Source organism: Pseudoalteromonas xiamenensis, from assembly GCF_017638925.1.
GTDB lineage: Bacteria > Pseudomonadota > Gammaproteobacteria > Enterobacterales > Alteromonadaceae > Pseudoalteromonas > Pseudoalteromonas xiamenensis.
In genome coordinates this window covers 1216727-1231016 of the sequence record NZ_CP072133.1, presented here as the reverse complement: position 1 = coordinate 1231016, position 14290 = coordinate 1216727, and the positions used below count along the sequence as shown (strand labels likewise).

The 14290-nt window shown below is 43.9% G+C and carries 6 protein-coding genes and 5 pseudogenes; 5 read left to right on the top strand and 6 right to left on the bottom strand.

Going from position 1 to position 14290, the window contains the following annotated elements; genetic code table 11:
* The first annotated feature begins 150 nt into the window (after positions 1-150).
* Positions 151-1520, top strand: a pseudogene (gene radA / locus J5O05_RS06025) (DNA repair protein RadA).
* 141 nt (positions 1521-1661) lie between these two features.
* Here the strand turns inward: radA and serA are convergent.
* The 5 genes and pseudogenes from serA to J5O05_RS06000 form a co-directional block, all read right to left on the bottom strand.
* Positions 1662-2891 carry a phosphoglycerate dehydrogenase gene (gene serA, locus J5O05_RS06020; protein ID WP_208844020.1) on the bottom strand — a complete coding sequence of 410 codons (1230 nt, stop codon included), beginning with the start codon at positions 2889-2891 and terminating at the stop codon, positions 1662-1664.
* A gap of 20 nt (positions 2892-2911) precedes the next feature.
* Entirely contained in the window at positions 2912-3565 is a 654-nt protein-coding gene (gene rpiA, locus J5O05_RS06015; protein ID WP_208844019.1) for a ribose-5-phosphate isomerase RpiA, read from the bottom strand.
* Positions 3566-3642: 77 nt separating this feature from the next.
* Positions 3643-4249 (bottom strand): annotated as a pseudogene (locus tag J5O05_RS06010) (5-formyltetrahydrofolate cyclo-ligase).
* 10 nt (positions 4250-4259) lie between these two features.
* A complete protein-coding gene (locus tag J5O05_RS06005) occupies positions 4260-4796 on the bottom strand; it encodes a hypothetical protein (RefSeq protein ID WP_208844018.1) in 537 nt (178 codons plus the stop codon).
* 271 nt (positions 4797-5067) lie between these two features.
* A pseudogene (locus J5O05_RS06000) lies at positions 5068-6532 on the bottom strand (S10 family peptidase).
* A gap of 410 nt (positions 6533-6942) precedes the next feature.
* On the opposite strand from J5O05_RS06000, the gene J5O05_RS05995 reads away from it, so the two are divergent.
* The 4 genes and pseudogenes from J5O05_RS05995 (at position 6943) to mrcB (ending at position 12365) form a co-directional block, all read left to right on the top strand.
* Positions 6943-8178: a response regulator gene (locus J5O05_RS05995; RefSeq protein ID WP_208844017.1), complete on the top strand. Its 1236-nt coding sequence runs from the start codon at positions 6943-6945 to the stop codon at positions 8176-8178.
* A gap of 170 nt (positions 8179-8348) precedes the next feature.
* Positions 8349-8687, top strand: coding sequence for a P-II family nitrogen regulator (locus tag J5O05_RS05990; protein WP_208844016.1), 339 nt, complete (start codon positions 8349-8351; stop codon positions 8685-8687).
* Between the two features lie 11 nt (positions 8688-8698).
* A pseudogene (locus J5O05_RS05985) lies at positions 8699-9929 on the top strand (ammonium transporter).
* A 151-nt stretch (positions 9930-10080) separates the two neighbouring features.
* Positions 10081-12365 (top strand): annotated as a pseudogene (mrcB, locus tag J5O05_RS05980) (penicillin-binding protein 1B).
* Here mrcB and J5O05_RS05975 read toward each other — a convergent pair.
* Positions 12362-14203 carry a methyl-accepting chemotaxis protein gene (locus tag J5O05_RS05975; protein WP_208844015.1) on the bottom strand — a complete coding sequence of 614 codons (1842 nt, stop codon included), beginning with the start codon at positions 14201-14203 and terminating at the stop codon, positions 12362-12364. The pseudogene mrcB and the gene J5O05_RS05975 overlap by 4 nt on opposite strands.
* Positions 14204-14290: the final 87 nt, after the last annotated feature.

The following is a 14290-nucleotide window of genomic DNA, read 5'->3' as shown; positions in this document are numbered from 1 at the left end:
TGTATTTGTCACCCGTTGCGTAAAAAGTTGCTATACTCCTTCACGCACGATTCGTTATTATTATTTCTTTATCTGCCAAAAGATTGGCAAATTCAAGCACCTACTTTAAGTAGGATTTTATTAAGCAATTAACATGCCTTATGTAAGTCTATGGTAAAAAAGAAAACCGCATTTGTCTGTAGTGATTGTGGAGCGGAATTTGCTCGTTGGCAAGGACAATGTTCAGAATGTAAAGCTTGGAATACAGTTACGGAATACCGTGTTCCTTCAATAAAAACAGTCGCATCGGGATCGAACATGGCAGGTTACGCTGGCATGGTAGAGGCGAAGGTGCAAACGCTCGATGAAGTCAATTTAGAAAGCCTCCCTCGTTTTTCTACTTCCTTTGCAGAGTTTGACCGAGTACTGGGTGGTGGTGTCGTGCCAGGTAGCGCGATATTGATAGGGGGGAACCTGGCGCGGGTAAAAGCACGCTGTTGCTGCAAACAATGTGTATGCTCGCTGAGCACATGAATACCCTTTATGTTACGGGTGAAGAATCATTGCAGCAAGTCGCCATGCGTGCAAAGCGATTAGGGCTTCCAACCAATAAACTGAAAACTTTAGCTGAAACTAACGTCGAAACGATTTGCCAATTAGCGCTTCGCGAAAAACCGAGCATTATGGTTATCGATTCCATCCAAGTCATGCATATGACGGATATCCAGTCTGCACCTGGCAGTGTTTCTCAAGTACGTGAAAGTGCAGCCTATTTAACCCGTTTTGCAAAGCAGAATCAGGTTGCCATTATTATGGTAGGTCATGTAACAAAAGACGGTACGTTAGCTGGGCCTAAAGTGCTCGAACACTGTATCGATTGCTCAATTTTACTCGAAGGGAGTAGCGATAGTCGTTTTAGGACGCTCCGTGGCAATAAAAACCGCTTTGGTGCAGTTAATGAGTTGGGGGTTTTCGCGATGACGGGCAATGGCCTACGTGAGGTGAACAACCCTTCAGCGATTTTCTTAAACCGTGGAGAACAGCAGACGCCGGGTTCGCTTGTCATGGTTATTTGGGAAGGGACCCGACCACTTCTCGTGGAGGTGCAAGCGTTAGTGGATTACTCTCAGCTAAGCAACCCAAGAAGGGTGACCGTGGGCCTTGAACAAAATCGTCTCGCGATGTTGTTGGCCGTACTCCACCGACATGGTGGCTTGCAGGTGTCTGATCAAGATGTGTTTGTAAATGTTGTTGGTGGTGTCAAAGTCACTGAAACTTCTGCGGATTTAGCGTTAATTGCGGCATTAGTGTCGAGTTTTAAAAATACCGCTCTCGATAGACAATTAGTCGTCTTTGGTGAGGTGGGCCTCGGTGGTGAAATACGCCCAGTTCCAAGTGGGCAGGAACGATTAAGAGAGGCTGCTAAACACGGTTTCACAAAAGCAATCGTTCCTTCCGCGAATAAACCGAAAGAGCCAATTGAGGGTATGGAGATTGTGGCGGTGGATCACCTGTCAAAAGCGCTTGAAGCGCTGTTCTAGAATCGGTTTATCGATAACACTTAGCGTTCGTCATCACGTTTAAATGCGTTCGATTGAAGGTGGATAAATCAAATGTCTAAAACCAAAAAAGCGAGATATACCTCTCGCTTTTTTGATGTTAATTTATAGTGACTCAAGAGTTTAGTGCAAAATACGCGCTCGGATTGTGCCTTCGACAGCGCTGAGTTCTTTGAGTGCGACTTCAGAATGGTCACTGTCGACATCAATAACTACATAACCAATTGAAGCATCTGTTTGTAGGTACTGCGCTGCGATGTTGATACCATGTTGTGCAAACGCTTGGTTAATTTGCGTTAATACACCCGGACGGTTTTGGTGGATATGCAATAAACGGCTACGACCAGAAAGTTCAGGAAGTGATACTTCAGGGAAGTTTACTGCACTTAATGACGAACCATTGTCTGAGTATTTAGCGAGTTTACCCGCAACTTCAATACCAATGTTTTCTTGTGCTTCTTGAGTTGAGCCACCGATGTGTGGTGTCAGGATGACATTATCAAATTCACGTAGAGGAGAAACAAACTCTTCGTCATTACCTTTTGGCTCGACTGGGAAAACGTCAATTGCTGCACCTGAAATGCGTTTATCACGCAAAGCTTCAGCGAGCGCATCAATATCTACCACCGTCCCGCGAGAGGCGTTAATCAGAATGGCGCCGTGTTTCATCACTTCGAGTTCAGCCATACCAATCAAATTCTTAGTTTGTGGTGTTTCTGGTACGTGTAGGCTTACTACGTCAGCACGTTGTAAAAGCTGCGTCATGTTTTGAATTTGCGTTGCATTACCTAGCGTTAACTTGTCTTCAATGTCATAAAACTCGACTTTCATACCGATGTTTTCTGCCATGATACCAAGTTGCGTACCTATGTGACCGTAACCAATGATCCCTAGCGTTTTTCCTCGTGCTTCGTATGAACCATTGGCCGTCTTTTGCCAAAGTCCACGGTGCGCCATGGCATTGCGCTCAGGAATACGGCGGAGCAGTAGTAGAATTTCGCCTAACACTAACTCAGCAACTGAACGGGTATTTGAGAAAGGCGCATTAAAAACGGCAACACCACGAACACGTGCTGCGTTTAAGTCGACTTGGTTAGTACCAATGCAGAAACAACCGACCGCCACTAATTTTTCCGCTGCTTCCAACACACGTTCATTGAGGTGTGTACGAGAACGAATGCCAACAAAATGCGCGTCTTTAATGCGTTCGATAAGTTCATCTTCAGGTAAGGACGTTTTTACATAATCAATGTTGCTGTAACCATTGCGTTTGAGTGTTTCAACCGCACTTTGGTGCACCCCTTCAAGCAGAAGGATTTTAATTTTGTCTTTTGCTAACGATACCTTACTCATGACTTATCCTGCTATTAAGCTTAATTAATTTGTGGTCCCTCTGGCGTGCCAGTAATCACCACATCTGCGCCGCGTTCGGCAAATAGACCGTTAGTAACGACACCAACAATCTGGTTAATACGAGTTTCAAGCGCTTTGGCCTGAGAAATTTCTAAATTGTGAACGTCTAAAATGACATTCCCGTTGTCCGTGACGACACCTTGACGATAAAGCGGATCGCCACCTAATTTAACTAATTCACGTCCAACATAGCTGCGAGCCATTGGGATCACTTCAACGGGTAATGGAAAACGACCTAACGTATTGACATGTTTCGTGTTATCCACGATACAAACAAATTTCTTGGCCACGGCTGCGACAATTTTTTCACGTGTCAGTGCTGCACCACCGCCTTTTATCATTTCGTTCAGACCGTTGATTTCATCGGCACCATCGATATACACATCCAAGCTATCGACATCGTTCAGTTCATACACTTCAATGCCGAGCGCTTTTAGTTTCGCCGTAGAAGCTTCAGAACTTGATACTGCACCGCGGATCTTATCTTTGATCGTACCAAGAGCATCGATAAAGTGGTTTACCGTTGAACCTGTACCGACGCCAACAATACTATCTTCCGTTACGTAATCGAGTGCTGCCCATGCAGCCGCTTTTTTCATTTCATCTTGGGTCATAGAAATCACACTTTTATGTTGTCAAACTTGGCACAATTATACTTGTTTTAGTGCAAAAAGAGACCCGAAAAGTGTGTTTACCAATGATAAAAGGTTGTCGGCGTTAGAATTGCCTGAAGAGGAACATCCCATGCTTCTGTGGGCAGCCTTTCTACTTTCTGACAATCATGGGCAAGGCCAATTAATTTTGGCACAGGCCACTTATCTCGGTAGTAGCTGCTTAATGTGCGGTCGTAATAACCACCACCCATACCCATACGATTACCCATCGAATCAAAAGCAACGAGCGGTAAAAGTAGAATATCGAGTTGAGAAACGGGACAAACTTCACTGCAATTCAACTTAGGCTCCAAGATACCATAGCGATTTGCTTTCATGGGTGAAGTTTTTTCATATTTCTGAAAGAGCAAATTTGTTGAGTTGAAGGGGTGAATTATGGGGAGGTAAATAGCGTGGTTTTTACTCCAAAGTTCTTGAATTAAAAGGGATGTGTTGAGTCTCGCCATCGTTGCTCAAATAACACCCGATACGGGCGTTTTGGGGGAGGGGTACATGTTGAAGAAAACTAATAATCAAACGTTCTGATGCTGTTTTTTGCACTTCCATTGAAAGGTTGTTTCGTTTTTCTCGAATTTCCCTACGGATTAGGTGCCGTTTTTCACTGTGACTATTAGTATTTTTCATATTTAAGTTGTTAAAAATTCATAATGTCAGGGTAGATCAGTGTTAAAGCCAGTAGAATTACTAGAATTGCAACACCAGACACTAAGCTGTAAAGCACAATCGGTGAGCGTTTTTTTGGTTGCGGATCAATATCTAAGTCGTCCAGAAAGCCGTCATCTTCCCAATCTTCTTCGTCATCAACGGAATGCTCAATGGCTGGTGTTTGTCCTAAGCGTTGTTCTATTTCTTCTAATCGTTCTTCTAAACGAATTAAACTACTAGTGATGTAATCAAGTGCTTCAAACAATCGTTCATCACGTTGTGCTGAACTAGAATCGTTCGTTGCGCCAGAAGTTTGCAATTTAGCTTGGATCCCCATACTTGCAAAAAGCTTAACTTGCTTCATCGCCTTTTCTTTATCGGCCGGCGCGAAGAGCGGTTTTTTTGCAAAGAAGGCTGCAGCCTTGTTTTCAGGGAGCTCCAATTTGGTTGCAAGGCGAGTAATGGCGACTTCCTGTTCGATTCCTGAGTCTAGGCCAGTATAGATTACACGGTATTTATCCGTCATGAGGTAATCCAAATAGAGTGCTAATGCTTTGAGTATACCCAAAAATTTAGGCAAAGGGAGTAGGAATTTATGCGCACAAAAGGCAACAATGAAGGATTCGGTTGATATTGTGTGTGTTGAATTACCATTCGGGGCAATCAATTGAAAGTGATGAATTAGGAATAATCGTATTTTGATAGTCACGTTATAGAGTGACTGGTTGCTCTAAATAGACACAAATAAAATGTGGTGCTCAGCAGCAAAACAGCCGCTGCTGGCACCAACTGGGGGATCAATATTTAGCAGCTTGACCTTTCGGTAATGCGTTTAAAATAAATTCACGAAGATCTTGGTTTGATTGCGCTAAATCAGGTCGGCGGAGATACATCATGTGACCAGACTCATACCCTTTAAACGATAGACGAGCACTCATTTTCCCGCTTGGGTCGAGTTGCCACATAGTGTATTTCGCGTCAAAGTAATTCGTTGCACCGTCGAAATACCCAGATTGGATCATGACATGTAAATAAGGATTTTGTGCCATGGCTAATCGAAGCTGTTCACCCGTTCGATTGTTGCTCTTATCCCAAGGTGAGACGTCCGCAAGCATGTTGTACTTCACATCGGTTTTATAGTTGAGTCTCTTCGCGTAGATAGTAATTGATAGCAGGTGTAAACGAATGCAGCCAAGAAGTAAGCTCTGGCCAATAATCTGGACCTGCACCGGCATCACGTTTATCCAAACCTAAATAACGAGAATCCAGACGACCAATTGTGTATCCTCTGTCGCGCAGTAACGCCTTCCAGAATGTACCAGTCGGGATGTCTAAGTTATTTTGTAGAACAAACTGCTCTGTTAAACCGGAATAAAGTGCAACTTGTTTTGCGACTTTTTGTTTTTCTTCGATATTTAGGAAACCACCTCGAGCGAGTGCTGGTAAATAAGTATCAAGTGTGTACGTTTCTACCTCCGCAAGTAAAGATTGCAAATCTTTGTTTTGTAATTCTTTACTGAGCGCTTTGTGATACCAAGCGGTTGCTGCGTAGTATGGCAAACGATTTGCAGCTTCAATGGGGCCTTTACGTTCAATGCCGATTTCGGTTGGGGAAACAAGGATCACCCCGTTTAAAAACATCCATTGTTCGTTTTGTAATTCATGGGCAAGACCGGAAACGCGTGTTGTGCCATAACTTTCACCAATAAGAAACTTTGGTGATAGGGCACGATTATGGCGATTGATGAAGGTATTTAACCAACTTGCCAGGTATTTAATGTCCGCATTCACACCGAAAAACTGTGCTTTTTGACTTTCTTTACTTGGTAATTTGCCATTTTCATCGGGCAGTACACGAGAATAACCTGTGTTCACTGGGTTGACATAAACGATGTCGGCAACGTCCAAAATTGAGTGGGTATTTTCAATCAAACCATAGGGCTGTACAGGGTAGCCTTCATCGTCAATTTTTAATACTTTAGGACCCGTGTAGGCGATGTGCATCCAAACTGATGCAGAGCCTGGTCCGCCGTTAAAGCTGATTACGAGCGGGCGGCTGGCGCTGTCTTGCGCTTTTTGGCGTTGATAATAAGTATATTGCAGTGTCGCAATTGCTTTGCCTTCTTCATCCCATACCGGCTGCGTTCCTGTCTCGGCTGTATAAGAAAACTTTTCGCCATTAATATTGGCTTTGTGCTGTGTAACAACATTGCTGTCGATATCAATAGCGATGTTATGTGAACTGGGTTTCTCATTGGCGATTGCAGAGCCTCACCGTTGTAGTACTTAACGCAAGCGCGATGCAGAGAACGATTTTTTTCATTAGCTGTATTTCCGAACAAGATGTGCAGACTACATTAAAGAGAAGTTTTGGGGATTTTTCAAAACGATTGAGGTAAATAGACAAAAGCACATGTTTAACCGCAAGACCTACAGAAAAACAGTCAGTTTCGTGTACTAAATGATGGTTTTTCAGGCGCAAATGTAAGCAAACTTAAGTTCAACAGCGTGTAATTTGCGACAAACGTGACGATTTCTATACAAAGATTGTGTTTTTTTTGTAACACATTTCCAGTATATTTAATACTTATGTCCGTAGTATGAAAGTATTGAAGATCTTACCCGCTCATTTGATCTCTCGTCTTTCTCTTGAAGTTTGAAGAGCCCATTCCATGCAGAGAGTTTTAATTGTTGAAGACAGTAAAGTCGTTCAACAAGTGCTGCGCCATTTGGCCGCCCAACACCTGAAAGTTGCCATTGATTTTGCGTGGTCATTACAAGAGAGCATGCAACTGCTTGCCCGTAATGAATACACGTTGGCTTTGGTTGACCTTACACTACCGGATGCAGCGGACGCAGAAGTAGTGAAACTGACTTTGGCACACAACATTCCAACCGTTGTGCTGACTTCAAAGATTGATGAATACAGTCGTCAGCAAATGCTCGAAATGGGCGTTGTGGATTACGTGATTAAAGACAATCGTGACTCCTATTTGTATGCGGTGAAGCTAGTCTCTCAATTACTTCGCAACCAAGGCGTCAAGGCGCTCATTGCGGACGATTCGGTGATAAGTCGTGTTGTGATGCGACAAATGCTGGAAAAACAGCTTTTTGAAGTGATGGAAGCAAAAGATGGACAAGAGGCGTTAGCTCAACTTGAAGCACATCCTGATATCAAGTTACTGCTGACTGATTTCGCGATGCCAACAATGGATGGTTTTGAGTTGGTCAAGGCCGTACGTAACTCGCGTGGACGCGATGATTTAGCCATTATCGGCTTATCAGGGGCGGGTAGTCATGGCCTTTCGGCCAAGTTTATTAAATACGGTGCAAACGACTTTCTTGCCAAACCGTTTATGAACGAAGAATTCCATTGCCGAGTCATGCAAACAATGGAGCAATTGAATTTATACGCTGAAATCAAAGAATGCGCATACCGCGACTATTTAACAGGTCTTTACAATCGTCGTTATTTTTATCAGCAAACCGAACGGTTACTGAAAGTTAAACCGAGTCAATATGTGTTGGCGCTTCTAGATATTGATCATTTTAAACGGATCAACGACGAATTCGGACATTTGGGCGGTGATGAAATTTTAAAACAAGTGGCAGACCTTCTAAAAAGCGCTTTCAGTCGCTATGTGTTGTCGCGCATTGGAGGTGAGGAATTTGCCGTTGTACTCAAGGGGTTTGAATTGGGTGACGCGATGGAAGTGTTCAATGATTTTCGCAAACGTTTCGCCGATCACGAATTTACGATAAATGGTATTCCTTATAATTGTACGATTAGCATTGGTGTTACCTCGTGTTATTCACAGTCGATGAGTGAAGTCATGCGTGCTGCGGATAGGGCCTTATATGAAGCGAAAGAACGCAGCCGGAATTGCGTTGTAAGTGCACACGACTAGATTGCACCACTTTCGAACAAGTAGAAAAAATGCGCACCTATATGGTGCGTTTTTTTTGTCCAAAAAATCGGTTTTTTGTTTAACCATCTGTTTTATATAAAGAAAAAATTATGGCACGAACGTTGGATTATTGTCTGCAACAGGATAAGGCGAGTCCAAGGGGACCTAACATGAAAATGATAAGTGCAATAATAAAACCATTTAAATTGGATGAAGTGCGCGAAGCACTTGGAGAGCTAGGCGTCGAAGGGATGACGGTGGTTGACGTAAAAGGTTTTGGTCGCCAGCGTGGCCATACTGAGTTGTATCGCGGTGCGGAATATCAAGTCGATTTCATTCCAAAAATAAAACTAGAAATTGCGACGCGCGACGAAAATTGTGAACGTGTTGTTGAAACCATTACTCGAATCGCGAGTACGGGCAAAATTGGTGACGGCAAGATATTTGTGTATGACTTAGACCAAGTAGTGCGGATCCGCACAGGTGAACTCGACGAAGAAGCGATTTAAGGGGACCGCAGATGGAAAATACCGTAATTGAATTAAAATTTTCACTCGATACTTTTTACTTTTTAATATCGGGTGTCTTAGTAATGTGGATGGCAGCAGGTTTTGCGATGTTAGAAGCAGGGCTGGTGCGTTCAAAAAACACCACAGAAATCTTAACGAAAAACATATGCTTGTACGCAATTGCTTGTACGATGTACTTGTTCATTGGTTACAACATCATGTACGTAGACAATGCAGAAGGTGGCTTTGTGCCTTCATTTGGTGCGTTGATAGGTGTTCAAGCAGACGACGCTAATCATTCACTGCAATCCGATTTCTTTTTCCAAGTTGTTTTTGTTGCAACCGCGATGTCAATCGTTTCAGGTGCGGTGGCGGAACGGATGAAATTGTGGGCGTTCTTGGCTTTTTCGGTGGCAATGACCGGCATTATTTACCCAATAGAAGGTTTTTGGACGTGGGGCGGTGGCTTCCTATCTAAGTTAGGCTTTGTAGACTTTGCGGGGCTCTGCAATTGTGCATGGTGCGGGCGCTGCAGCCGCTTTAGCTGGTGTATTACTGCTCGGTGCACGCAAAGGTAAATACGGCAAAAATGGTGAAATCTACCCGATCCCTGGTTCTAATCTACCACTTGCAACACTTGGCACGTTTATTCTGTGGATGGGCTGGTTTGGTTTCAATGGCGGTTCGCAATTACTGCTTTCAGACAAAGCCAATGCAATCGCAGTAAGTCAAATTATGCTCAATACCAACGCGGCAGCGGCAACGGGTGCAATAGCAGCACTTGTGGTTTGTAAATTAATGTGGGGCAAAGCAGATTTAACGATGATCCTAAATGGTGCATTGGCAGGTCTTGTGGTTATCACCGCAGAACCAGCGTCTCCAACCCCTATGTTCTCAGCGCTATTAGGTGCATTAGGTGGTTCATTGGTTGTTCTAAGCATTATTTACTTTGATAAAGTGAAAATTGATGACCCAGTTGGTGCGATTTCAGTGCACGGTGTGTGTGGCGCGCTGGGTATCATGATGGTTCCGTTCTCTAACACTGACGCGACGTTCGTTAATCAAGCTATTGGACTCGTTTGTATCCTCGGCTTCGTATTCGTCGCATCGCTCATTGTCTGGGCTGTGCTTAAGAAAACGTTAGGGATCCGTGTTGGTGAAGAAGAAGAAATCAACGGTATGGATCAGCATGATTGTGGAATCGATGCATACCCTGAATTTGTGACAGTGCGTGGTAACTAGTCGCAAAAGTACCGTGTTTTTTGGTTGTTCGTAACGACAAAGCCTATCGAAAGATGGGCTTTTTTCGTTTGAGTAATGCCGCTTAAGCGCGAGTTAATCTCCTAAGCTTATGATAGACTGTTCGTAATTTTCTTCATAATGCAAAGACTACATGGCTGAAAAGGCACCGAAAGGCAAAACAAAAAAAACAACGGCAACCTCTCCATCATGGAAACAGCGCTTATGGCGCGGTGTTTTGAGTATCCTATGGAAAAGTACGCTCGCTGGTATTGTAGCGGTAGGGTTATACGTTATTTACCTTGATGCCAAAGTAACACGTCAATTTGAAGGAAATAAATGGCAGTTGCCAGTGCAAGTCTACGCACGCGCTATGGGGTTTTACCCGGACCAATATCTGTCTGAGCAAGAGGTTCTATGGGAGCTAAATCGACTCAACTACTCCTCGGTAAACTACATTAGCCGAACGGGCCAATACATTAAAAAAGGGCGCACGATCACCATTCACCGCCGTGCGTTTGAGTTTTTTGATGGTAAAGAAGAGTCGAAAAAGTTTACTTTGACGTTCTCAGGCCAGCGTTTAACGACCATTACGGATGAACGAGGGCAGAGTTTGCGTTTTGCTCGTCTAGAGTCCGTGCAAATCGCGCGTATCGGCAATGAGTCACAGCAAGACAGAGAATTTTTGCCGCTTGAAAAATTTCCAAAAACGCTAAGAGACACGCTGCTTGTTGTAGAAGATAGACAATTTTATCAACACCATGGCGTGTCGGTGATGTCAATCTTAAGGGCGTTGTACACGAATATCCGCGCGGGTAGAACGGTACAAGGTGGTAGTACACTGACGCAGCAGCTGGCGAAAAACTTTTATTTATCGCGTGAGCGTTCGATTGTTCGTAAGCTCAATGAGGCGTTAATCGCACTCATTTTGGATTTTAGATACAGTAAAGACGACATACTCGAAGCCTATCTTAATGAAGTATATTTGGGCCAAGCTCATAACCAAGGTGTCCATGGCATGGGTTTGGCTTCCGAGTTTTACTTTGCTAAACCAGTTGATGAACTTGAATTTGATCAAATGGCACTGTTAGTGGCTATGGTTAAGACCCATCTTATTACAATCCAAGACGGTATGCCGAACGCACTATGGAGCGTCGTGATTTGGTCCTTCGCCTTATGGTGGAAAACGGCTTAATTAACACCAATGAGTTTCGCCAAGCATTAGCTCGACCCGTCAAAGTTCAGCCGTTGAAAAAGAGCTTTCATGAAGCCTACCCTGGGTACTTAGAACTTGTCAGCCGAGAGCTTGAAAAACGCATTCCAGACGAAAAAGTCATCAATGGCGGAGTTCGAGTTTTTACCTATTTTGAGTTACAAAAACAAGCGGCAATGGAAGAAGCCGTAGAGAAAGGGCTGTCTTACCTTGAGAAGCGCGCCGAAGCGGCAAATTTGGAAACTGCAATGATTTCTGTCAATTTGGCGAAGGGGGGTGTTTCTGCGCTTGTAGCGGGCAGAGACATGCGTTTTTCAGGTTATAACCGAGTATTGGATTCAAAACGTACAATAGGCTCATTAGTCAAGCCAGCCGTTTATCTCACCGCGCTTGAGCAGCCTCAATATAATTTGGCGACACCTCTTTCAGATGCACCATTGAGTATTTCGGATGAGCAAGGGCAAATTTGGAATCCAGAAAACTTTGATCATAAATACCGTGGAGATATGCCGCTCTACAGTGCATTTAGCCAAAGTATTAATTTACCAGCCGTAAACTTAGGGCTGCAGCTTGGTGTTGAGTCTGTTACCGATACCCTCAAAGGGCTTGGCGTTACTTCACCGATTAACCAATATCCTTCCTTGTTCTTAGGCGCACTGGAACTATCGAGTTTAGAAGTCGCGCAAATGTACAGTACGCTTGCCAATGATGGTATTTATAAGCAATTAACGTCCATTTCGGCTATCACAAATGCCGTGGGTACTGCGCTATACGAACATGTTTCAGAACCAGAGCGACGTTTTGAAACCGAAGCCGCCTATATGACCAAGTATGCACTCAAACGAGTAACAAAAGACGGTACTGCGAAACGCCTCAATGCTCATTTTCCATCGTTAGTCTTGGCAGGCAAAACGGGCACGAGTAATGACTTGCGTGATAGCTGGTTTGCGGGCTTTGACCACAATACAGTTACGGTCACATGGGTTGGTCGTGACGACAACAAAACTACCGGACTGACGGGCGCGGTTGGTGCTTTAGAATTGTATATACGCTACTTAAAATCCCTAAACCCAGAGGCAATTGCGGATTCACGTCCTGAAGGTATCCGTTGGGCTTTTGTGGATGTTGATAGCGGTCGTCAAGCACCGCCAGGTTGTGGCAATGTCAAGCAATTACCAGTTCGAGCATCACAGTTTGAGCCAAGACCTAAGTGTCGCAGACATTAAACTTTGTATTGCGACACTTGCTTTTGAAGCGACTTAGAAACCCCTTCAAGTTGCTTCACATTGGTTTGAGTTTGATTGGCTGACGTGAACGTGTGCTCTGCCAGTTCGTTAATACTTACAGCATCTGCCAAAGCGGTATTGGTTGCGGATGCTTGTTGCTCAACCAAACGCGCAATTTGAGTCCCTTGATCACAAATTTCCTGCATACTTGACTGCACCGCTTCAAGCATTGATTTCGTCGAAAGTGCAGCTTCAACACCACTGTGCATTTGCTCAACACTTTGCCGCATCTGTGTTTGCGTTTGGCTCGAGGCTTGTTGCAGCGACGCAATTATGGCGTGAATTTCTTCGGTTTGCTGTTGTGTTCGCTTTGCTAATGTTCTTACTTCGTCTGCCACAACGGCAAAACCGCGGCCTTGCTCTCCTGCACGAGCCGCTTCAATAGCTGCGTTTAGTGCTAATAAATTGGTTTGTTCTGCAATTTCACTAATTGCCTGACTTACTTTACCAATGTTCTGTGCATCAAGAGCAAGCTTATCAAGCGCAATTCGACTTTGTTCAAATTCTTGTTGTAATCGTGTCATCTGGTCGGCCAATTGATGCATGTTTTGGTTGCCTTGATTCACCTCATCTGCGGTTTTTATTGCCAATGTCTGTGCATGTTGAGTAGCATCAATAACCTGATTACCAGCACCATTGAGGTCGTCTAAAGCATGATGAATCGCCTGTAAACGGTGCTGTTGATTGGCAACATCTTGCTTGGTTGAGTTGCTTAGGGCAGTCAAGCTTGTGGTTGACTCGTTCACTTGGGCACTGCTTTTAGTGAAGTGTGAGAGCACCTCTTTGAAGCTATCGAGAAGTTGATTGAACTGCACGATAATGTCGGAAAGTTCATCTTGTCCTGCGGTCACCGCTCGTGCGGTTAAATCACCTTTTGACGCAAGTTTTGCGACGGCCGAAAAATTGTTAAGTGTCGTCATTATTGCAAGGTAAAAACCCATCATAAGGTACATGGCAACTGCGAGACAAACAAGAGAGGCAATAAGTACGCTCAATTGTATCCAACGTTTTTGGTTTAATTCCGCATCTAAAGAGTTTTGCATGGCTGGTAATGCTTTACTCACAAAGCTATCCAATGCGGTTTTGACTTGGTTTTGTAATGGGCGTAATTGCGCCAATGAAAGAGCAAGTTCGTCAGGCACTAACATTCCCGATTGGATAGCATTGGTAAAGTTTTGAATAGCACGAGACAGCGACGTTAGTTCATTAGAAAGCGCAAAGATTTTTCCATTCTCTCCTTGCATCGCTACATTGAGTTTTGCTTCAAAAAGGGCGAACACTTTAGGCATTGCTTTATGTGTATTGGATAGCGAGATAAAGGTATCGGGTGTAAAAGCACCACTATTTAGGACTTGTTCTGCATCACGATTAAGATGGCTGATTTCTGCTGCGAGGCGTGGGAGAGATTCAACTAACGCGCGATTGAGGTAATTTCGATTGATAACGGGGTCAATCGCTAGATTTGACCGTTGTGAGACTTGTTCCAGTAAGTCTGCGGGAGTTTCTTCATTCAATGCAAATTGATTTTTCAACGGCGTATTTAACGATACTTGATTTTGATTGTTAAACAGTGCATCGAGCAGAGGCGCGTAAAGCGTTAAGCCTTGCGACTGTCTAGCCAAACGACTGATCTCGGTACTGAGCGACGCATTGAGAAAAAACAAACTCAGTAATAACGGTGCTAGGAAAATGCTGAAAACCAAACTCATTTTGTTCTTGTAGCTAAGGTGACTCATGAGTCGCATTGCGGGTTGTGCAAATGAAGAAGGGTGTGCCATCAGTAATTCGGTTCCTAAACGTAGACTAAATAACTATAGACCGTGAAATGGGTAAATATCATTCACAAAAGGATTTAGTTGAATTTT